The organism is Bacillus sp. GW821-FHT01G09 (assembly GCF_059422205.1).
Window position 1 is genome coordinate 123250 of record NZ_JBWKWL010000004.1, and the last position, 21025, is coordinate 144274.

General features: G+C 43.2%; 29 protein-coding genes. 8 read left to right on the forward strand and 21 right to left on the reverse strand.

Annotated elements, in window-relative coordinates; translation table 11 throughout:
• Positions 1-12: 12 nt before the first annotated feature.
• Complete coding sequence (locus AC07VD_RS14050; RefSeq protein WP_029318029.1) at positions 13-924, reverse strand: ring-cleaving dioxygenase; 912 nt, start codon at positions 922-924, stop codon at positions 13-15.
• 183 nt (positions 925-1107) lie between these two features.
• Between AC07VD_RS14050 and AC07VD_RS14055 the strand changes: the two genes are divergently transcribed.
• Positions 1108-1308: a DUF3311 domain-containing protein gene (locus AC07VD_RS14055; RefSeq protein WP_003231189.1), complete on the forward strand. Its 201-nt coding sequence runs from the start codon at positions 1108-1110 to the stop codon at positions 1306-1308.
• Positions 1308-2798, forward strand: coding sequence for a sodium:solute symporter family protein (locus AC07VD_RS14060; protein ID WP_217018405.1), 1491 nt, complete (start codon positions 1308-1310; stop codon positions 2796-2798). The genes AC07VD_RS14055 and AC07VD_RS14060 overlap by 1 nt, the downstream gene beginning before the upstream one ends.
• 33 nt (positions 2799-2831) lie before the next feature.
• On the opposite strand, the gene ctpA is transcribed toward AC07VD_RS14060, so the two are convergent.
• Positions 2832-4232 carry a carboxy-terminal processing protease CtpA gene (ctpA, locus tag AC07VD_RS14065; RefSeq protein WP_038429163.1) on the reverse strand — a complete coding sequence of 467 codons (1401 nt, stop codon included), beginning with the start codon at positions 4230-4232 and terminating at the stop codon, positions 2832-2834.
• Positions 4233-4384: 152 nt separating this feature from the next.
• On the opposite strand from ctpA, the gene AC07VD_RS14070 reads away from it, so the two are divergent.
• A complete protein-coding gene (locus AC07VD_RS14070) occupies positions 4385-5086 on the forward strand; it encodes a class I SAM-dependent methyltransferase (protein WP_015714112.1) in 702 nt (233 codons plus the stop codon).
• 87 nt (positions 5087-5173) lie between these two features.
• Positions 5174-5425, forward strand: a complete 252-nt coding sequence (locus AC07VD_RS14075; RefSeq protein WP_014477099.1) for a hypothetical protein — start codon at positions 5174-5176, stop codon at positions 5423-5425.
• 70 nt (positions 5426-5495) lie between these two features.
• On the opposite strand, the gene ldcB is transcribed toward AC07VD_RS14075, so the two are convergent.
• Together ldcB and deoD are read right to left on the reverse strand one after the other, a co-directional pair.
• Positions 5496-6317 carry an LD-carboxypeptidase LdcB gene (gene ldcB, locus AC07VD_RS14080; protein WP_014480046.1) on the reverse strand — a complete coding sequence of 274 codons (822 nt, stop codon included), beginning with the start codon at positions 6315-6317 and terminating at the stop codon, positions 5496-5498.
• A gap of 82 nt (positions 6318-6399) precedes the next feature.
• Positions 6400-7101, reverse strand: coding sequence for a purine-nucleoside phosphorylase (gene deoD, locus AC07VD_RS14085; RefSeq protein WP_470210815.1), 702 nt, complete (start codon positions 7099-7101; stop codon positions 6400-6402).
• A 201-nt stretch (positions 7102-7302) separates the two neighbouring features.
• Between deoD and AC07VD_RS14090 the strand changes: the two genes are divergently transcribed.
• The gene (locus tag AC07VD_RS14090; RefSeq protein WP_003231174.1) at positions 7303-7428 is read left to right on the forward strand and encodes a protein YoyE; all 126 of its coding nucleotides are present in this window, start codon (positions 7303-7305) and stop codon (positions 7426-7428) included.
• A 39-nt stretch (positions 7429-7467) separates the two neighbouring features.
• Here AC07VD_RS14090 and yodL read toward each other — a convergent pair whose 3' ends face one another.
• From yodL to AC07VD_RS14105, 3 genes are all read right to left on the reverse strand, one after another.
• Entirely contained in the window at positions 7468-7782 is a 315-nt protein-coding gene (gene yodL / locus AC07VD_RS14095) for a shape determination protein YodL (protein WP_004399431.1), read from the reverse strand.
• A gap of 60 nt (positions 7783-7842) precedes the next feature.
• On the reverse strand, positions 7843-8454 hold the full coding sequence (gene pgpB / locus AC07VD_RS14100; protein WP_024572726.1) for a phosphatidylglycerophosphatase PgpB: 612 nt from the start codon (positions 8452-8454) through the stop codon (positions 7843-7845).
• 77 nt (positions 8455-8531) lie between these two features.
• A complete protein-coding gene (locus AC07VD_RS14105; protein WP_003231166.1) occupies positions 8532-8708 on the reverse strand; it encodes a YozD family protein in 177 nt (58 codons plus the stop codon).
• Positions 8709-8826: 118 nt separating this feature from the next.
• Here AC07VD_RS14105 and AC07VD_RS14110 point away from each other — a divergent pair, with 118 nt between their 5' ends.
• Complete coding sequence (locus tag AC07VD_RS14110) at positions 8827-8970, forward strand: hypothetical protein (RefSeq protein WP_003231164.1); 144 nt, start codon at positions 8827-8829, stop codon at positions 8968-8970.
• Here the strand turns inward: AC07VD_RS14110 and yodN are convergent.
• The 14 genes from yodN to cgeC all read right to left on the reverse strand — a co-directional run bounded on the left by yodN (position 8967) and on the right by cgeC (position 19398).
• Positions 8967-9647, reverse strand: coding sequence for a germination protein YodN (gene yodN / locus AC07VD_RS14115; protein WP_014480050.1), 681 nt, complete (start codon positions 9645-9647; stop codon positions 8967-8969). The two genes, AC07VD_RS14110 and yodN, sit on opposite strands and share 4 nt — an antisense overlap.
• Before the next feature lie 147 nt (positions 9648-9794).
• Positions 9795-10019, reverse strand: coding sequence for a YozE family protein (locus AC07VD_RS14120; RefSeq protein ID WP_003231160.1), 225 nt, complete (start codon positions 10017-10019; stop codon positions 9795-9797).
• A gap of 86 nt (positions 10020-10105) precedes the next feature.
• On the reverse strand, positions 10106-10384 hold the full coding sequence (locus tag AC07VD_RS14125; RefSeq protein WP_024572727.1) for a YokU family protein: 279 nt from the start codon (positions 10382-10384) through the stop codon (positions 10106-10108).
• Positions 10381-11796 (reverse strand): lysine 2,3-aminomutase, encoded by a 1416-nt coding sequence (kamA, locus tag AC07VD_RS14130; RefSeq protein WP_004399420.1) that lies wholly within the window; start codon positions 11794-11796, stop codon positions 10381-10383. The genes AC07VD_RS14125 and kamA overlap by 4 nt, the downstream gene beginning before the upstream one ends.
• Before the next feature lie 28 nt (positions 11797-11824).
• A complete protein-coding gene (gene ablB / locus AC07VD_RS14135) occupies positions 11825-12652 on the reverse strand; it encodes a putative beta-lysine N-acetyltransferase (protein WP_101169522.1) in 828 nt (275 codons plus the stop codon).
• On the reverse strand, positions 12630-13940 hold the full coding sequence (locus AC07VD_RS14140) for a peptidase (protein WP_494721833.1): 1311 nt from the start codon (positions 13938-13940) through the stop codon (positions 12630-12632). Before AC07VD_RS14140 ends, ablB begins: the two co-directional genes overlap by 23 nt.
• An 8-nt stretch (positions 13941-13948) precedes the next feature.
• On the reverse strand, positions 13949-14602 hold the full coding sequence (locus AC07VD_RS14145) for a 3-oxoacid CoA-transferase subunit B (RefSeq protein WP_042976303.1): 654 nt from the start codon (positions 14600-14602) through the stop codon (positions 13949-13951).
• Entirely contained in the window at positions 14587-15276 is a 690-nt protein-coding gene (locus AC07VD_RS14150) for a CoA transferase subunit A (RefSeq protein WP_003230839.1), read from the reverse strand. The genes AC07VD_RS14145 and AC07VD_RS14150 overlap by 16 nt, the downstream gene beginning before the upstream one ends.
• A gap of 6 nt (positions 15277-15282) precedes the next feature.
• The gene (locus AC07VD_RS14155; RefSeq protein WP_494721832.1) at positions 15283-16617 is read right to left on the reverse strand and encodes an aspartate aminotransferase family protein; all 1335 of its coding nucleotides are present in this window, start codon (positions 16615-16617) and stop codon (positions 15283-15285) included.
• Positions 16598-16753 carry a hypothetical protein gene (locus tag AC07VD_RS14160; protein WP_015714119.1) on the reverse strand — a complete coding sequence of 52 codons (156 nt, stop codon included), beginning with the start codon at positions 16751-16753 and terminating at the stop codon, positions 16598-16600. The genes AC07VD_RS14155 and AC07VD_RS14160 overlap by 20 nt, the downstream gene beginning before the upstream one ends.
• The gene (locus AC07VD_RS14165) at positions 16747-16896 is read right to left on the reverse strand and encodes a YjcZ family sporulation protein (RefSeq protein ID WP_015251877.1); all 150 of its coding nucleotides are present in this window, start codon (positions 16894-16896) and stop codon (positions 16747-16749) included. The genes AC07VD_RS14160 and AC07VD_RS14165 overlap by 7 nt, the downstream gene beginning before the upstream one ends.
• Positions 16897-16939: 43 nt before the next feature.
• The gene (gene cgeE / locus AC07VD_RS14170; RefSeq protein WP_015383898.1) at positions 16940-17719 is read right to left on the reverse strand and encodes a spore maturation N-acetyltransferase CgeE; all 780 of its coding nucleotides are present in this window, start codon (positions 17717-17719) and stop codon (positions 16940-16942) included.
• 28 nt (positions 17720-17747) lie between these two features.
• A complete protein-coding gene (cgeD, locus tag AC07VD_RS14175) occupies positions 17748-19028 on the reverse strand; it encodes a spore maturation glycosyltransferase CgeD (protein WP_124058296.1) in 1281 nt (426 codons plus the stop codon).
• Between the two features lie 64 nt (positions 19029-19092).
• Positions 19093-19398 (reverse strand): spore maturation protein CgeC, encoded by a 306-nt coding sequence (gene cgeC, locus AC07VD_RS14180; RefSeq protein WP_129092477.1) that lies wholly within the window; start codon positions 19396-19398, stop codon positions 19093-19095.
• 204 nt (positions 19399-19602) lie between these two features.
• Here cgeC and cgeA point away from each other — a divergent pair, with 204 nt between their 5' ends.
• The gene (cgeA, locus tag AC07VD_RS14185; protein WP_003230824.1) at positions 19603-20004 is read left to right on the forward strand and encodes a spore crust protein CgeA; all 402 of its coding nucleotides are present in this window, start codon (positions 19603-19605) and stop codon (positions 20002-20004) included.
• A gap of 6 nt (positions 20005-20010) precedes the next feature.
• Positions 20011-20964, forward strand: coding sequence for a spore maturation protein CgeB (cgeB, locus tag AC07VD_RS14190; RefSeq protein WP_124058300.1), 954 nt, complete (start codon positions 20011-20013; stop codon positions 20962-20964).
• The last annotated feature ends 61 nt before the right edge of the window (positions 20965-21025 follow it).

A 21025-nucleotide genomic window follows, 5' to 3' on the forward strand; every position in this document is an offset into this window, starting at 1 on the left:
AAATTCCCCCTTTTAAAGTTCAGGTAAAATGTCTGTAATTTGGTGTCTATGTTTCTCCAGCCATTCAGGCAGTTTTAAGGAAGTCCCTAGCTCAGAAAACGTTTCATCTGTCATAAAGCCCGGTTCATCTGTGGCAATTTCAAATAAGATACCGCCTTTCTCCCTGAAATAAACTGATGTAAAGTATTCCCTGTCGAGAATTTCTGACGAAGGCAGATGGTTTTCAGCAATAATCGGCAGCCATTTCGCCTGTTCGTTTTTCTTTGTCCGAAACGCTACATGGTGTACCGTACCATATCCTCCGACTCCTCTTTTTTCAGGGTGTAAATGGACATCAATGACACCGCCGACGGCCGCTGAGGTTGCCAGTCTGACAATCTGGTCTTCTTCGGCCACTTTGGTGTATCCAAAGCTTTCCGTTAACAATTGTATGGTCGCCTGCGGGTCGTAGGAATATAGCAGCACACCTTTCATTCCCGTAATTGCTTCATTTGTTGTGATCCCGTCAGGCGTCCACTCGCTTTTGCCGCTTTTCGCATCCTCCATGATCGCCAGCGGAAGGTCTTCTGTATCATCAAAAATAAGACCTTTTTCACCAAACAACGTTTTTTCCTCTAGGCTCAGCCCGCTTTTCTCAAGACGCTCCTTCCAAAAAGACAGGGAGCCTGAGGGAACTGAAAAGTACACCCGGCCCGCTTGGCCTTTTCCTACCGTTCCCTGTCCGCTTCCTTGGAACGGAAAAAAGGTCATTATTGTACCGGGATCTCCGTTTTGATTCCCAAAGTAAAAATGATACGTTCCGGGATCATCAAAGTTTACTGTTTTTTTAACAAGCCTGAGCCCAAGCACTTCTGTATAAAATCGCAAGTTTTCTTGCGGATCTCTGGCGAATGCTGTGACATGGTGCAATCCTTCTGTTTTCATTTTCTCACTCCTATTTATCTCGATTTCAAGATATTTATTATTTTAAACCTTTATTGAAAAGGATGCAAACCATGTGTTTTGATTAAATAATTGAAAAAATCATTTTTTTCTAATAATTATCTTGTGATCTTTTCTTACAACTGCTATTATAGTGAGCATTATCATGTTTCAGGAGGAAAGTAAATGGTTAAAAAAGCACTTATTGTTATTCTCATTCTTTTGCCATTCGTTCAGCTCGCGCTTTTGCCGCTTGTGAATCGAATAGAACCGATTATGTTCGGCCTGCCGTTTTTCCACTTTTGGCTGCTGCTGTGGATTATTGTTACGCCGTTATGCTCGTTTGGCATTTATCAGATGCAAAAAAAAGATGGAGGACTTGAATAATGCAAGGGAATCTGACTGCACTTCTCATTACTGCTATTATTGTTTTAACCGTTGTCTGTATCGGCTTTCTCGCCGGAAGAGACAAATCCTCACGCACTTCTGTGGAAGAATGGTCTGTCGGCGGCAGACGCTTCGGCGGTCTTCTCGTCTGGTTTTTAGTAGGCGCTGACCTTTATACGGCCTATACTTTCTTAGGGTTGACCAGTACTGCTTTTACAGGCGGAAGTGTTGCATTTTTCGCCATTCCTTATTCTGTGTTGGCCTACTTTATCGCCTACTTCTTCTTGCCAAAACTTTGGAAAGTTGCGAAAATTCATAAATTAACAACACTCGCGGATTATGCCCGGGAACGTTTTAACAGTAAGCTTTTGGCAAGCCTCGTTGCCATCGTTGGGGTACTCATGCTTATTCCGTACATATGCCTTCAGCTGAGCGGCATTCAAGACACGCTTCAGGTTGCCGGCACCGGATATATTAACGTAAAATTCGTTGTGATCATTTCATTTATTCTTGTTGCTCTTTACACATTCTTCAGCGGGATTAAAGGGCCCACATATACAGCCATCATTAAGGACATTTTAGTATGGGTCATTATGCTGTTTATGGTGGTGTCCCTCCCTCTCATTCATTTTAACGGCTGGACGCCAATGATTGACACGTTAGTGAAGGAAGCGCCGCAAATGCTGACGATACCGTCAGAAGGACCAAAAGGCATTCCTTGGTTTATCACAGCATCTATTGTTTCCGCTTTGGCACTTTTTATGTGGGCACATGCCGCTACAGGTGTTTTCACGGCGAAAAGCGCTGATGCAGTAAGAAAAAACAGCATGTTTTTGCCGCTTTATAATATCGTGTTAATATTGGTTATTTTTCTTGGCTTTATCGCCTTTCTTGTCCTGCCGGAAGATACAAATCCAAGGCTGGCGCTGCTGCATTTGATTCAAACATCTTACGGCGGCGTGGCACAAGGCTTTGCATATGCCACTATCGCTCTTGCTTCATTAATACCTTGTTCCATTATGGCAATCGGCGCATCGAATTTATTCGCCAACAACCTATACCGGGATTTGATTCATCCGAATGTGTCGCAAAGCAAGCTGACCCTTGTCACACGTTCAATGGTCTTTGTTGTCATCGGTCTTGCGCTGCTGTTTGGAATGCTGTTCCCGACTGCCTTAGTGACACTTCAGCTATTAGGTGTATCCGGTATGGTGCAAATCTTCCCTGCGATTGCTGTCAGCCTGTTCTGGAAAAACCAAACGAAAGAAGCAACGGTTATCGGATTATTAGCCGGCCTAGCGGTAACGTTTATTGTGTATATCACTCAATCCGCACATGGCATTTATGAAGGATTCTGGGGATTGGCCGCCAACATGATCGCTGTGGTTATCCTGAATCCGCTGTTCGTTAAAAACGCGGGATCCAATCCTGTCATTGAAGGTTTATTTGGCAAAAAACAAGACGTTAATCCAAATCAAAAGGGCGCATAAAAAAACCATACGCGGCAGCCGCGTATGGTTTTTTTACATTTCTTTTTTCAGTGTTTCAATTGCCTTTTCCATTTGCGTATCATTATCAGACAGCTTCTTTTGAAGTTCTATCATTAATTTCGTTGTTGTATCGCCAGTCAGTATGCCTGTTTCTTTCAGCTCCTCTTTTTTCTGGAACTGTTTGACGACAGATACAAAATCCTGGTCATACGTACTGTTAACCTTTACCTTGTAACCAAGTGCTTTGAGCATTTTCTGAGCCACTTTGACGTTTGTGCCTGTATCACCTGATTTGTACGTTTTATCTGCGTCCAAATACGGCAGCTTCGCGTAATCAGGCAGCTCAGCTTTCACTTGAGGCTTGATGCCTTTTTTGTGAATCCATTCGCCGTCAGCAGTCAGCCATTTGGCAACTGTCAGTTTGACGGTAGAGCCATCATCATATTCTTTTGCCGTTTGTACTGTACCTTTGCCGAATGTCGTCTCGCCGATTAACGGTACGTTTGACGATTCATGAAGGGCAGCGGCCATAATTTCGGCTGCGCTTGCTGTACCGTCATTTACTAAAACGACGGTCGGCTTGGTCACTTTCCGTTCTTTTTCGGCCTTCATGACTTCTTTTGAACCGTTTTTGTATTCAACCTGCATGATGTTTTTCCCTTTATCAATGAACAGGTTGCTCATCGTAATCGCCTGTTCCATTAAGCCGCCCGGGTTGCCTCTCAAATCTAAAATATAGCCTTTGGCGCCTTTTTTCTCTAAACTGTCAATCGCATCTGTCAGCTCTTTAGCTGTTGTTTCAGAGAAAGAAGTGATTTGAATTTCTCCGATGTTGTTGTCTTTCATCTCTGAATAGACAGTCTCTACAGGAATGGTATCGCGCTTAATGGAAAGATCGATATTCCCCACTCCCGCTCTGTTCAGTTCAAGCTTCACCTTTGTGCCCTTTTTGCCTCGGATTAAAGCGACGGCTTCATTTACATTCATGCCTTTTACGCTTTTTCCATTCACCTTAATGATTTGGTCTCTCGGTTTGATACCGGCTTTTTCAGCAGGTGAACCTTTAATTGGGGATACAATAAGGATTTCTCCGTCTTTCTCCTCTACTTGGGCTCCGATTCCTTCAAAAGATGCTGAAATCGTCTCGTCGAATGATTTCGCTTGCTCTTGATCCATATATGTAGAGTACGGATCATCCAGTGATTGAATCATTCCTTTAATTGCTCCGTCTACTAATTTGTCATCATCTGTTTTTTGGTAATAATCACTTTTGATTTGCTCATACGCTTTATTTAATTTGTCGAACTTACTGTCTCCTGTGCTTGCTGATTTTTGGCCCAGGATACTGGAATTGCCCGTAATAAATAAAGTAAGCGCCGAAGCGACAACTGCAGTGATCAGCACAATAAAAAACAGTTTTAATTGCCGTTTCAATTAAACACCACCTTTTTCTTCTTACATTATTATCATGGACGAATTCTTATTCGTCAACTCGGAGCAGAAATGAAAGAGAAACGCCCTTCTTTTGCTTTTCATAAACCTATGTCTTTATACGACATATGATAAGGAAAAAGGAGGATTCGATATTGAGCCGATATTTAGAAATGCTGTCCTTATTCGGTGTCGCAGGGGCGCACCCAGGCGGGCTGGCTTTTTCAAAAGCGGTCTTGCAAAAGGCTGCGCCCTCCCCGGATCAGCCGATTCTTGATGCCGGATGCGGAACAGGGCAAACGGCGGCTTATTTAGGACATTTGCTGTATCCTGTAACAGTCGTTGATAAAGATCCTATTATGCTTGAGAAAGCGAAAAAAAGATTTGCGAATGAAGGGCTTGCCATCCCTGCATATCAGGCGGAGCTGGAACATCTCCCGTTTTCTTCTGAGTCCTTTTCCTGCGTCCTGTCAGAATCGGTCCTCAGTTTTTCACGCCTGACATCCTCTCTTCAAGAAATTTCAAGAGTTTTAAAACCCGGCGGGATGCTGATTGGTATCGAAGCTGCTTTAAAAAAACCGATGCCCCCTGCAGAAAAGAAGCAAATGATGGATTTTTACGGATTTACTTGCTTACATGAAGAAAGCGAATGGCATAAACTCCTAAGATCCTATGGCTTTCAAAAAACAGAAGCGATGACACTTCTTCCGGAAGACATGGAATTTGAACCAACCACAGAAATGGATTTATCGCAAACGATTGATCCCATCTATTACGATACGCTTCAAACACATTATCAGCTCATGCAGTTATATAGTGAGTACATGGGTCATTGTATTTTTATCGCGTACAAGTAAAACGGCGTATCGCCCCCTGTTTTCGTCCAACCTTTTTTTCCTATCTATCATATGCTGATAGAAAGTCAGGATAGGAGGGGAACAATATTGGAGAGATATTATCATCTTTGCAAAAACCATCAAGGTAAAGTCGTCAGAATTACAGAGAGAGGCGGGAGAGTTCACGTCGGCAGAATTACCCGTGTAACAAGAGACAGAGTTTTTATAGCTCCGACCGGCGGAGGGCCAAGAGGTTTCGGTTACGGATATTGGGGCGGTTATTGGGGATACGGAGCAGCTTACGGTATTTCCCTCGGTTTAATTACAGGGGTCGCTCTTGCTGGTTTATTCTTCTGGTAAGCATAGAACAAATGCTAGATTCACCAGACACAATGAAGCCCGCTTATCTAGTGTAAGCGGGCTTTTCATTTTAAATTTTCTTCACTTTTTCAAAGTACTCTTCAAGCGTTAAATCATTATCTTGGATGACCTTTGCGGCTTTTTTGCCTACATAGCGCAGATGCCATGGCTCATATTCATATTTCGTGATATCTTCTTTATTTTTCGGATAGCGAATGATAAAGCCATATTTATAAGCATTGTCCTGCACCCATTTCCCGTCTGCCGTGCTTCCGAACGCTTCATTTAGCTCAAAGCCATTACTCCGGCTCGAAATGTCCATCGCGAGGCCTGTTTGGTGCTCGCTTTCACCCGGGTAAGCAACCGCTTCCTTTGCCTTCTTTTCCCCTTTTAGGCTTACTTCATTGTCAAAAATGACTTTCTGTCTGTCATACGAACGGTACCCTGAGACAGCTGCCAGTTCATAGCCTTCCTTTTTGGCAGCATCGAACATTGTTTTTAATGCGTCGGCCGCTTCTTTTCTGATGTAACGTTTTTGAATCTTTTCTTCAAAAGAAAACTCTACATCTGGTATGACAAGATCGCTAGGTTCATAGTTTCCGGGCAGTGCATATTGTTTATTGACAAGCGCGAGTATATTTTCTGGATTTTGAATGGTTTCCAAACCATCGACTTTTTTAATATCATTGAAATACTGGCTTTCCAATGAAAACTCACTGTTTTGAGTGTTTGATTTTTTGCTGTCAGCTGTTTTTTGTTCTGTTTGCTTTGTTTCTGCTGTGGTTTTCGTATCCTTTTGAGCATCTCCGTTCGACATGCTGCAGCCGGCTCCGACTATTGCCGTTACACTCAGAGCGGCAGCCAGTGAGAACCATTTACCGGACTTTTTCATATTACATTACCTTCCTTTTATCAATCGTTTCCGCATTCATAAAGAAGAGGCTGCCGGCACCCAGCACGCCTCTTGATATATTTTATTGTGATACGGAATGTAAAGCCACTTCTATCATATCATGAAATGTCGTTTGACGCTCTTCCGCTGTCGTTTCTTCTCCTGTTAATACGTGATCACTCACGGTGAGAATTGACAGGGCTTTTCTTCCTTGCTTCGCTGCTAATGTATACAATGCAGTTGTTTCCATTTCAACGCCAAGCACACCGTATTTTGCAAGTTTTTCAATTTGTGAATCGTCGTTGTAGAACTGGTCAGCTGTAAATACGCTTCCTACAGTCACCGGCACACCTTTATCCTTTGCGGCATCATAGGCATTTTTTAAAAGCTCGAAATCTGCGCAAGGCGCAAAATCAATGCTTCCAAAAGCGACTCTGTTCATTTGTGAATCAGTTGAGGAGGTCATCGCCAAAATGACGTCTCGCACTTTGACATCTTTACGAATAGCGCCGCAAGAACCGACTCTTATTAGATTTTGCACATCGTAGCTTTGAATTAATTCATTCACATAAATTGAAATAGACGGAACACCCATTCCCGTGCCTTGTACTGAGATTTTTTTACCTTTATATGTACCCGTAAATCCATACATGCCTCTGACTTCATTGTAGCATTCTACATTTTCAAGATACGTTTCTGCAATAAATTTTGCTCTGAGAGGATCTCCCGGCAAAAGCACTGTATCCGCAATTTGTCCTTTTTCAGCACCTATATGTACACTCATCTCATATCCTCCTGTAAATCAAAATTATCATCCAGCCCGTCCATTTTACAACGAATGTCATGATGAAACAAACTTCAGCATTGATTATAAAGGAATATGTCGAAAAAAGAAATGTTCGAGGATCTGTTAGGCACTTCCTCAGAAAAACGGATAATCGGGGTGTTAATTTGAAAACCTAACCGCAGGAAGGAGGGGTGGGACTTGGGTAAAAAACATCGCAACCGGATCACCGGCCAAAAAAAGAACAATCATATACCTGAAAAAGATATCATTGCAGCTGAAGAAGCACACGGGAAAGAATATTCTGCTGCCAAACGCAAGCCTTAAAACTGCAGAAAACTGCGGGTTTCCGCAGTTTTCTTTTCATTATGTCGTTTGTACAATCAGACGATTGATTTTCCTCCAGCCGGCGGGAAGCAGTTGATAATATGTTTTCCCTTTTCTGCCTTCATCAATCAGGATCACGTCCCCTGTGGCCATGAATCTTGCATCATAATCACTCGGAACAGTGTCGAATACATTAAACAAAGAGAATGCTCTTTTCAGCACGTCTTGATGATCGCTCCCGTTCAGTTCAGTTCGATAGACGGCTCTGTAGCCCTTTTTTTCGCCAAACCGGGGTGTCTGAAATATTGTCACGTCATAGGAACAAGACTTCTTTTTAAACACGGATAACATCATCAAGATCCCCTCCCTTTTATTTCTTTAACATATTGGCGTTTTTGCTGTGTTTTCCTCTCTCTATTTTTGTCGAAACCGCTTAATCTTTTCGTCAAAACCTTTTACTAGGAAAAACAGAAGCAAGCCGAGGCTAAAGCCTCCTAACACGTCTGTCACAAAATGAACCCCCAGATACACTCTGCTTATGCCGACTAAAACAGCAATTACACCGGCTATGATATATACCATTTTTTTATGCTTGGACAAAAACGGGAGGTGTTTCACTAAAAAGTAAGCAATAACAGGATAGACACAAGCAGCATTCATGGAATGGCCGCTCGGAAAACTGAAGGATGATTCATGAACCAGCGGTGCAAAATCAGGCCTCACTCTTTCGATCCATTCTTTTAAGACTTTGTTTAACAGCCGATCTGTGCCGAATATCAAGAGCATCAACAGGCCGTCCCATGTTTTTCTGTAGAAAAACAGGCCTGCTCCAATGATGACAATTAGAGGGAGCAGAAAAGAAGAAGCACCAAGATGCGTGATCCCCGTCATGACTTCATTAAGCCATGGCTGACGGATCAAAACAGCTGCCTTGCTTATTGCTTCATCTGCAGATTGAACAGCATTTGTATGAATGGCCGCAGCTAGAATTAAAAAGAAAAGAAACAAACTAACGGGCTTGTACAATTTTAACCACCTCAATTTTCATAGAAGTCATAGAACATGAATAATAAAACCGGAGCTGACCGCTCCGGTTTTAAGCCTCACTCATCTTCATCCAGCTCTTCATCTATCATACATTTTTCTATCAAATAATCAAAGGTAATATCAGCGATTTCAAACAGCTCATCCTCACTCGGTATGTAGCCCCGTCTTGCAAGCTCTCTGTAAAAAAATTCAGCGATTTCTTCCGTATCAATCACAAGATCTATTTCTTTCATCTCCGTACCGCCTCCTTTTTTATGTTTTATGAAAAAACAGGCTGAATTATACCCGGTGTTCTAAACAATTCTTTCAGTCATATATTGAATAAAAAACGAGCCATGGGAGGCTGACGCTATGATTGCTAAAATGATGGAAGCACTGGACGGAGAAAGATTTGATATCATAATGGAAAAAACGCTCAAAGGAATGACGCGTGTGATGATTTGGGGCTGTCTGCCATATTTTTTATATGTCTTGATCCGTATGTTCACAAACTAACTGAAATGCTCTTTTAAACTTTCCAAAACAAACATCATCATGTCTTTATATTCTTCATCATGAAACATTTCGTACAGAATTTTGTAGTCATTATAAATATCCAGAAGCTCATCAACAATTGACACAGCAAGGATGTGAAGGGTATCTTGATCTTCATCATCGCCTTCAAACTGAAGAAGAGCAGACGATGCGATATCTTCGCCGATCTCATGGCCAGTTTCTCCGACATAATGGACAAACAACAGCTGATGCACAAACTGGTCCATTTCATATTTTCTAAGCACCAGCGTGAGATCCTCTTCCTCCGTTTCAAGCCACTCTCCATCCTTTAAACGGGTCAGCTCATAAATGATATCTTCCCAGCCATCTTCTAAATATCTCCAAATTTCTGTTCTATGGCCGATAATGCGAAAGAGTTCTTTTCCATAATCTTTTACATAAACAACGTCCCCAATAAGGAATTCATACTCAATATCAAGCTTCTCCATGTCGACAATGACACCCTCATAATCTTTATAAAGCTGAATAGATGATTCAAAGTATAAAACTTCGTTATGATTGACTTCATAAAGATAGTGTTTATCAATTTGGTGTACTTTTGTGATGGTGCCGACTGTTCCATACATAATGACGACTACGATATCCCCTACTTGGAATTTCGGTTTATTTTGCTTCATGGTGTCTCCCCCTCGCCGCAACATTTCTCATACGCTATCGTATGCCGGGTGAAGCCAATTCGCATGGGCATGAAAACCAAAGGAAATATCCAATTATGGTATGGGGGACATAAAAAAATCCGCAGTGATCTGCGGATGAAACAGCTATTATCTGCCGTGCACTTCAGACTCGTATTGATCCCAAGCTTCATCAAACGTCGCCATCGTGTGAAGGTAATCAGCATTCAGCTCCAAATATGAACTGATTTCATGATAATCGGTTGATGTTTTTGGAAAGCTGTGATCCTCATACGCCTGATTGGCAAATTCACTGATGCTGTCCTTCGGCTTAGGGTGTCTGTATTTCAATAAATAGTGATAAAAGGATTTCATGGGTTTCCCCTCCTGGTGTCTGTCTTTTGTTGTTCTATTATACAGTTCAAGTGTAAAATTACAACAAAAGAATACTGAAACATGACTCAGGAGAAGTCAAAATAGTTGCGTTTCAAAATTCTTTCTGTCTCCATGAGCTGCTGATATGTCAGGCTTTCAGGCAGTTTGTTTGTTTGAATTAAAAGCAGCTGATCCTCAATCTCCTTAACCGTGTTTTCCTCTTGATAGGTCATACCGCAGGAAGAACATACCATGGCAGGAGTGTCTGTCAGTTCTATAGCCCTCGTTCCATCAGGAAGCTCCCAGTACACCGTGTTCCTGCCGGGCACCGCTTCAAGCTCGCCGCACCATTCGCATGTTTTCATGAAGAATCCCCTCCGCATTCAGTCTCTTTCTGTTTTTTCTGCTGCGCCAAAAATTTCTTTTCTTTGAGCTGATCTCTTTTCTCACGCCGATCTTTTAATGTTTCATGCTCCGGATTTGCGATGTATGCCTCTCTCCTTTTGATTCTGTCTACATTTTCAGGTGTAAACGAAACTTCTTTGTCAGCAAAAATGGCACTCAGCCCGATCGGCTCCTTTTTGTCAGCGGTTTCAGGGAAAACGGACTCAAAATAGGCGTCTGCCTGATTGGGGATATAATTCTCAGGTTCCGGATATGACGTAATCACACCTTCAAAATTTCTTAAGATCACTTTGTCAGGACTTTGTGACAGGACATAGTTTGGCTGCAGGGCGATTTTACCGCCGCCGCCTGGTGCGTCAACGACAAAGGTAGGAACCGCATAGCCTGAGGTATGACCTCTCAACCCTTCAATGATCTCCAAACCTTTGGAAACAGGAGCTCTGAAATGCCCGATTCCCTCTGACAGATCACATTGGTAAATATAATAAGGACGGACTCTGATTTTTACCAAGTCATGCATGAGCTTTTTCATAATTGGAACCGAATCATTAATACCTGCTAATACGACAGCCTGATTTCCGACCGGCACTCCCGCGTTCACCAGCTTTTCACATGCTTCAACGGATTCTTCTGTCATTTCGATGCTTGTGTTAAAATGGGTGTTCAGCCAGACCGGATGATATTTTTTCAATATCTCGCACAGATGATCGGTAATGCGCTGTGGAAAGACGACGGGCGCTCTTGTTCCGATTCTGATGACTTCCAGATGCGGAATGCTGCGCAGCTCTTTTAAAATATATTCTAAAATTTGGTCGTTGATGAGCAGCCCATCACCGCCTGAAATTAAACAATCGCGGATTTCGGGTGTTTCCCGGATATAAGCAATTGCAGCATCAAGCTGTTTTTTAGGGACGCCCATTCCGATTTGTCCGGAAAAACGCCTTCTTGTGCAGTAGCGGCAGTACATGGAACATTGATTTGTGACAAGAAACAGCACACGGTCGGGATAGCGGTGTGTCAGACCGGGTACCGGTGAATCTTCATCCTCATGAAGCGGGTCTTCCAGATCGTATTTTGTTTTGTGCATTTCTTCAGAAAGCGGCACAGACTGCATGCGTACCGGGCATCTCGGATTGTCGGGGTCCATTAAAGAAGCATAGTAAGGTGTAATATTTAAGGGGATCGTTTTGGTAGAAATTCTGACGCCTTCCTCTTCATCCTCGGTCAGATTGATGACTTTCTTTAAATCATCTAACGTTCTTACAGTGTGTGTCAGCTGCCAAAGCCAATCGTTCCATTTCTCTTCCGGAACGTCCTTCCATAACTCGATCTCCTTCCAATGCCGTTTCGGTTTATACCATTTGTTTTTCAAACGAACTCCTCCTCGCGCATATTTTGACTTACAGTTGCTTGCACCAAATATTCATGTTTTCAAGGCCTTCGGCTATAAAGCAATTATTGATCAGCCTTCCGCCATACTGATAACCTGAATGGTACAACACAGCATTCATCCCAAAAGACGAAGCACGGGCGAGAGAAAATACATGAAAGATATCCTTTCCAGCCATTTCTTTTTCTAACGCCTCGATTAAAAAGCTTGTTAACGAATGGCCGCGATATTCCGGCAGCACAGCGCAATCGGTTATTTCTGCATGCCCAAGCTCTGGATTGATTTCTGCGCTTGCTGCGCTGATCAGGCGGTCATGATCAAGCATGATATAATACACCGTATTTGCATTCATCGTCTTTTCAATATAAGCGGGGTCAAATACCGGGGTTGGGTACGTGCGGAATACTTTTTTATACAACATCGATAGCTGGTACATGTCATTTGTTTCTGCTTTTCTCATCGTAAAAACGGGTGTACTGTCGTTGTGAAGACGGGGCGCTGTGCGATATATGGCTTCGATGATCTCCTGTTCCTCTGTATAAGAATCTGTCTGTCTCCGGCTTTCTGAAAGGTAACGTACCATGACACAAGCCGAATAGCCGAGATAATAGCCCTTTAGATAACCCTCCGGCGCAAATAATTGTTTGGCAAGGATTGGCTCATCATGCTGCTTCGCATAAACAATGATTTTTTCTGCATCCTCTTCTTTTGCCGCTGCCACGATATCCGGCAGGGCCTTCTCAATGGCTCCGTCATAACGGACCACTCTGATTCGTTTATTAAAGCCGTCATGGTCCAAAACTGCTGTGACACCGCTACTCTTTATTGACTTGAGCATCCTCATCCTCCCCATCTGTATGAAGCCCGCACCAATCCATGACAAAAAGTGCAATAATTTTAGCAGATTCTATCATGGCTTCAACCTCAATGTATTCATTGGCCTGATGAGCCGTTTTTGTTTCCCCCGGCCCGAAAACGATCACTGGTGTATCTCCTGCATGGTACAAAAGCCCTCCATCCGTTCCCCACGGGGAAGCCTCAATAATCGGCTCTGTCTGTTTCATTTTTTGATAGGCTGATTGCAGCACAGAAATTAAAGGGTGATTATCAGGTAAATCATTCGGCAGCCATTGAGCGCCAAACCATTCGACTTGTACGGGATGGCGTTTAAACCATTCGTCATAGTATTCTAAATCCTTCAGCCAGTTTTCCAATTCAAGTTTTACAGCTTCTGGTTTCTCATGGGGAGCAATTCCGCATCTCCCTTCTATAACGACACGGTCTGCAACTGAAGATGGCCAGGCACCGCCCGAGATGGTGCCGATATTCACCGGTACCGGTATTGGGATATTGTCATACAGCGGATCTGAAATTCTCGCATTGCGGACTTTCTCCAGCTCTTGTATCGCTGTGATAACGTGCATGCTTTTTTCAATCGCGCTTACCCCTTCATAGCGTGTGCCCCCATGTGCGGCTAATCCCTTCACAGTGATCCGAAACCACATCGAACCCTGCTGCTTAATAAATAGTTTCATATTCGTCGGTTCAGGAATCAGCGCCCCGTCAGCACGATAGCCTCTCATGATGGCGGACAGTGTACCGGCGCCGCCGCACTCTTCATCTACAACACTCTGAAACAATACATCTCCCTTCAATTTGACATCGCAAGCGTGCAGGGCTTCTAAAGCAAAAAGAAGGGCTGTATTGCCTCCCTTCATATCCGTTGAGCCGCGGCCGTATATTTTACCGTTTTCTTCGACAGCTTGATACGGTTCATACTTCCAATCCTTTACGCTTCCTTCAGGCACAACATCGATATGACCGTTCAAAATCAGGGACCTGCCTCCGCCGGCTCCCGTTTTTTTAGCCACGATATTCGGGCTCTCATGAAAATCGGATCGGTTAGATTTAAAGTAGGGATGCTGTTTTAATTGCTTTATGCTTGGCTCCCATACATCAATGTCCATATGAAATTGCCGCAGCTTTTCAAGCACAACAGCTTGGGCGTTAAACTCTGACCCCAATGTGCTTTTTTCCCCAATCAGCCTTTTGAGAAGACGAATGGCTTTGGCCGAATGCTGATCAAGCCACTCGATTACTTTTCTTTCAATGTCTTGCATCCTCATTCCCCCTCTTAAGAAAAAGGCATATCTATTTTGATTTCAGCTTCTGTCAGCCTCGTCACCTCATCGATTGTCGAACCATTCATCAGCTCTTTTAAAATGAAGTGATGGCTATCGACCTCAAGAACCGCTTTTTCGGTAATAATCAAATCTACACAGCCTGCAGCAGTTAATGGCAGCGTGCATCTTTCTGTTAATTTAGGCCTTCCCTTTTGATCTGTATGACTCATGACGACAACCACTTTTTTCGCTTTTTGGGCAAGCTCCATCGCCCCGCCCATACCAGGCACCTTTTTTCCCGGAACAAGCCAATTTGCCAAATCTCCTGATTGGCTCACCTGCAGGGCGCCTAAAATCGTAATGTCAATTTTGCCTTTTCTGATCATCGCAAAAGACATGGTTGTATCAAAATAAGAAGCCCCTTTTACAGCGCGGACAGGATAGCCCGCGGCGTTGCATAAATGCGCATCCTCTTCTCCCTTTTCGGGACTTTCTCCAATGCCAAGGACACCGTTTTCCGCTTGAAACATGACCTGTATGTCAGGCTTCAAAAAGTTCGGTACCAAGGATGGGATACCGATACCGAGATTCACAATCATGCCCTGCTTAATTTCAGTAGCAGCCCGTTTTGCAATCTGTTCTCTTTCTGCTACTCCCAAGCCCATTTCCACTTCACTCCCTCGCTTCTTACAACTCCCTCAACAAAAACCCCCGGTGTGACAATCATTTCTTCAGAAATCTCACCCATCGGAACGATACGCTCAGCTTCGGCAAAGGTTCTCCTGGCGGCCATTGCCATAAGCGGATTCATATTGCGCGCGGTTTTGTCATACGTTAGATTGCCGAATTCATCTGCAATGTAAGCATTGATGAAAGCAAAATCAGCCGTCAGCGCCTCTTCAATCAAGTATCGTTTTCCCGCCACTGTTACGATGTCCTTTTTTTCGCAAACCATTTGATTATCAATGCCCACATCGGTTAAAATACCGCCAAGCCCCGCTCCGCCGGCGCGAATCCGTTCCGCAAGCGTTCCCTGAGGTGAAAATTGAACCTCTAACGTCCCCTCTGTCATCTGTTTTCCGGCTACAGGATTGGAACCGATATGCGAGGCGATCAGGGTTTTGACCCGTTGATTAACAATAAGCGGGCCGATCCCGATATCCGGGAAACCGGCGTCATTGCAAATCACAGTTAAATCCGTTACACCGCTGTCCAATATCGCTTCAATCAATGAAGGAGGCGACCCGACTCCCCCAAAACCGCCAAACATCAGAACCGATCCATCCCGAACATCTGCAATTGCTGTGTCAATGCTGATTGCTTTTTGAAATGGCGCCATTTAATGTCAATCCTTTTTTAAGTTTTTTTCGACCGCTGCAACTGTTTCTGAAAAAATAGAGATAAGCTCTTCCACTTCACCGTCTGAAATAGTAAAAGGAGGAGCAATAATGACAGCATCTCCTTCTCCACTGTCTATTCCAGCTTTGGAAGGATAAACAATTAGCCCGCGTTTTTTCGCCTCGCTGACAATAAGCTGGGTTACCGCCTGCTCTGGCGGAAACACTTTCTTCGTTTTTTGGTCTGCCACAAATTCAACGCCTAATAGCAGTCCTTTTCCGCGCACATCACCTATAATGCCGCTTTGAGATGCCGCCTCATCAAGCTTTTTCTTCAGCACAGCGCCCTTTTTTTCTGATTGTTTGATCAAGCCGTGCTTTAACACATATCGCAAAACTTCAAGAGCAGCTTTGGCTGAATAGGGATGTGCACTATATGTGTGACCGCTCATAATCACACCTGACCCTTGTTTTATCGTTTCAATAATAGAATCAGATACGACGGCAGCAGCAATAGGCGCATACCCCGCACCGAGTCCCTTCCCCAGTACAGCAATATCAGGTACGGTGTCCCAATGCTCTGTCGCGAGCATCCTTCCTGTTCTCCCAAGCCCCGTCATCACTTCATCTGCAATAAAAAGCACATCGTGTGTGCGGCATACCTCACTTAATCTCTCATAATATCCCGGAGGCGGAGTAATCGCTGCTCCTGCAGCACCAATAATAGGCTCAGCCACAAAGCCGGCGATGAATTGGCTTCCGATTCTTTTGATCATAGTGTCCAGTTCATCAGCTGCAGTCTGAACAAAGTCTTCTTCTGTCTCGTGATTCAGCCGATAAATATGTGGAGCTGAGATAGCTGGATACCGCTCAATGAGATGGGTGAACCGGTATCTCCTTTCATAAAAACCAGACAATGAAAGCGCTCCCAAAGTTATTCCGTGGTAACTGCTCCATCGAGACAAAAAGATGGATTTTTGTGTTTGCTTTTTTTCCTGCCAATACTGAATGGCGATTTTCATAGCTGTTTCTATCGCTTCTGATCCGCTGTTGACAAAAAAAGACCAATTCACATCTCCGGGCAGCTCCTGTGCCAAGAGAGCGGCTAATTGCTCGGCGGGCTCACTCGTAAACTGTGAGCGGTAAGCAAAAGACACCTGATCAAGCTGTTCTTTCAGCTTCTCAGTCACATCACGAACTCCGTGGCCGATATTACATGTCACCGCACCTGACGAGCCGTCGAGATATTTTTTTCCGGTCTGATCATAAACATATGAACCCTTCGCATAACTGACAACCGGATAGGCCGAGCTAAGCTCTGGCTTAATCAAATAACTGCTCATGCTCCCACCTCAAAACCCCTTTTACCATATTGTATGAGTGTCCAAATGGCGGCATGACGTTCCCCGCAAAAACTTTTTCACATAAAAAGAGCCTTCCTAATAGGGAAGGCTCTTTTGGAATTTCAGCATCTAGCAAATAAAAGCGGCTCCAACAATAATTAATAAAATGAACAAGACAACAATTAACACAAATGTATTTGTCCCGCAGCCAAATCCGTAACCGTACCCAGAGTATCCATACATGCTGTTTTCATCCTTTCTTATCACGATATACGGCATTTTATGCGGGCCAAGTCCCAAATGGTTTGTGCAAACGCCTATTTCATGTAAGGAAATAATGAAATACAGTATGCACCCGCTCATATTTTTTAAACGTCAGCTTTTCGTAAAACTGAGTTGCACCGTCAGTGCTTGCAGCCACTAAGTAGGCTGCTTCCATTCCTAGTGATTTGGCGATGGACAGCATTTCTTTCACTAAGATACTGCCGTAGCCCTTCCTTTGAAACTGATCTAAAATTGCCACTTCTTCGATTTTAGCCGTTTTCTCTTGATGATCGATAAACAGCTCGCCGCACCCAATGGGAACTTTCTGTGCCTGGTCGCTGTAACAAACAACAAGAATGATTATACCTGCTTCATAGAAAGGATATTTTCTTTTTAATTTTTGTTCAGCGATTGCTTCTCCAATATAAATGGAATCGTAAATTTTCATAATAGAAGATCCGTCGCTAAGACTTTTCGCCGTCCCCCATGCGGTTAAAGGATGTCCCATCTGCCCCTTCCAGTCACTAAGCTTCATGTCATATAGTAGCTCATCCTCGACGACAAAACCGCTTTTTACAAGCGACTGCTTCAAGCCGAGCGGAAAAACATGCTGCGGCGACGCTTTTAAATGGAGATAATTCGCATCAAGCAGCTTTGGTACGGAGGGTAAAAAGTTAAGTAACCGCTCCAATGGAAACGTATCATGAAGCTGAACAAAGTTATGAGAAAAAATTTGTGGAAGCTGCGGATCTCTGTATACGCTGTAATGATCAAACGATGCCGATTCAGACGTTAACAATATATATTGATGTTCCGTTTTTGAATAATGTCCTGTCATGAACGTCTCCTTTTTATGACCTATACCTTTACTCTGTTGCAATATTCAATTTCTTTATAATCTCATCGTACACCGGATAAAACGGCTTTCCAATTGGAAATTGCTGAATATTTCGGAAAGAAGCGGAGATTGGCTTCTGATGTAAAAAAAACTTCCTTGCTACTTGTTCACTAATCGGGTGAAAGACGCCGTTTAGAAACAAAAACGGCTCGCGTTCGATGAAAAACACCCGTCGGCCAGGCGGATTTTTGATCAATTCAGATCGTTTCCACGTAATCGGCGGCCCTTCCGGAAGCGTCTCCATCTCTTCTTTTCCAATTGTCACTATGTCTTTTCTTTGAAATTGATAAAATTGAAACGCATACTGGTCCACAATTCGCCTTTTTTTTCCGGCTTCGATATAAAATATTGCAGGATGATTAGCTTCCTTTACTAAAATATAATTCGGAATGTTTAAAATTTTGCCAATCCTATATTGGAATAAATATGGGTCTGGAACAGCGACAGTCCGATTTAGATACAAAAAACCCCACTTTTCTCCAACAGGATGCCTTACACCCTGATCAAAAAAATACACATATTGATCTGAACCTTTTACAAAAGAGCCGTCAATCAAATCGGCGGGCAGAAACCGATATGCATTTTGAAATGAATCTGGGGTTTTATAGGTTGTGTCTAATACTTCATTTATCGGCAGAAATGGGGTAAAGTTGTTGAGTCTCGCCCAAAAAATTGCGTCTCCATGATTCCAATGCTTCATATCATCATCCCAGTAGCCTCCAAATTTATGGTGGATGAGATTAAGTAACGAACGGCGATGCATAACGGAGCAATGATCAACTTGAAAAGCGGCCTGATCAAGCACTGCATTGGCATTTCTGTAGAAATGTGAGATTTCCTCTCCCCTTTCGTTTACATGTACAACTTTTTGTTTTGAATAGACCGCCTGCGCTTCAGGCTTATGTGAAAACTCTTGCACCATACGGCTCAGCCGCTCAGGATGATAAACAGTGTCGTCAGTAAGATAGGAAATGTAATCGCCGTCTGCAAATGGGAGCGCACTGTTAATTAATGTGGCATAACGGGCTGTTTTTAATCGATCTGCAGGATGCACGAAACTGTTATGATATTGAATGCGCCGGTCATGGAGATACTTGTGAATCACCGCAGTTGTTTCTGCATTCGAATGATCATCCATGATAAAAAGCTCCCAAAGATCATGCGTTTGCTGTATCACGCTTTCGATCGCTTTTTGCAAATAATCGGGTTTGTTGTAACTTGTTAAAATAATAGACACTTTCTCTCCCATCTATACCGCCTCCCGCCGTCAAACATAAAAACGGCTCCGCAGCAAGCAGAGCCTCTGTCATCATTTAAAAAGCACCCCAGCTTACAACACTTGAGAGTGAAACATGAGATCTCGTGTTATGTAACGGGTTTTGGAAAATAACCAAATCAGTCAGAACTTCTTTTACGATGACATTTTGAAGTGTATCTCCGTTGATCAAATTGACTTTTGAAACCGGTACGCCCAGCTCTTTTGCAAAAACAAGCTGGCGTCTGAGGTCAGATGGATTTCCTTCAGAAGACGATTGACGTATAAGCAGAATCAGCAAAAGCAAAATAAAATGCAGATCATCTTGGTTTTCTTCTCGATCCACTTGTTTCTCTAAATCCAAATCATCCCTCTCCCTTATCCTTATCTCTGTTTCACAATATGTGCGACTTCGATTTATGGTATAGGCTATGTCCACTCCATTAAAAAATCAGCATTTTCCTTAAATAGATGAAAAATAGATCAGGTACGGCGTTCGACTCATACCAAATAACAGCCGGAAGAATATGAATAACGTGAGTTCACTATCGAATAGGAGGTGTGTGTAATGAGCTCTGAAAATGCACAGTTAAAAAAGGATTTAATTAAAGCCGTTTTAAGCCCTTTATTTCCAACTGCAACAGAAGGAGGAGAAAATATGGATAGTAATCTTAAAGCCTTGCTTGATGCTGCCATCGATCAAAAAGTAGATGAAAGTGAAACGGTTACGGCAGAATCTATTTTAGACCCTTCTCTTCCGGCAAGATGGATTTTTGCCAGAATTACGCCAGGCACGACAATCAGCATTGTGACTGATTCAGGTGACATGATCGGACCGGTTGTTTTCGTTGCTTTCGATCAAGTTCACGGTATCGTCTTTGTAACACAGGAAAGCTCCGTCACTCCGGCAGGCCAAGCTACAACATTAATTGATGTAGACAAAGTAGAAAGCGTTACGTTCTTTTCATAACATCCGATGAAAGTCTTGTATATCCAGTCGGGATACGGAGGAATATACAGTTATTTTGATCGCTGGGCTGAAGAATGTTTTCAGAACACTCATACAGAGTATATGATTGCAGATAAACCTGAAGCAGAATCTTTGATGAAGATCGAAGCGTTTCAGCCGGACTTCACACTTATGATGGTTGGAGACCGCGTTCCTCACGACTGGCTGACCTGGTTAAAGGGTAAGGATATCCCCGTGTATGTTTGGCTGACCGAAGACCCATTTTATATGGATATCAGCCTTCAGGTAATTAAGCTTGCTGACGCCATATTAACGATAGAACAAAATGCAGCTCTCTACTATCAAGAGCTCGGCTACCAGAACGTCTATTATGTTCCGATACCAGTCAACCATCGGCTGTTTAAAAAAATGGGCACCGAACATTCCTATCATTCAAATCTGTTAATCATCGGCTATCCTTACCCTAATCGGGTTCAGCTTATGAAAGAAGCGGTCCATCTGCCATTCACGGTTCGGGTAATCGGCAAGGAATGGGGAAAATATCTGCCTAAAAAAGTGCTCAAACAGCCGCATATTGATGTCGTCAGCACATGGGTTCCACCCGAACAGGCCGTTCATTATTATAATGGGGCAGACATCGTAATTAATGCGCATCGTCCCTATCATTTTGCTTTCAACCAAAATACTATGCGCATCAAAAATGCCAGTTTTAATAACCGAACGTTTGATATCGCTGCATGCGAAGCATTTCAATTAACAGATTTACCCGCGGCGCATCCTTTTTTATCCTTTATTTCTTATCACGGCATGAACGACTTTAAGGAAAAAGCCGCTTTCTATATCAACCACCCTGAAGAACGGCAAAAAGCTGCAGCAGCCAATTATAAAGAGATCGTACCCGCATTTACGTTTGATGAGTTTCCTGCAAAACTAAAAGCGATTCATCTGGCGCTCTCATGAAAAATCGTTCATTGCTATGAACGATTTTTTTATTCATAGAAAAAAGCAGCCGCACAAGCTG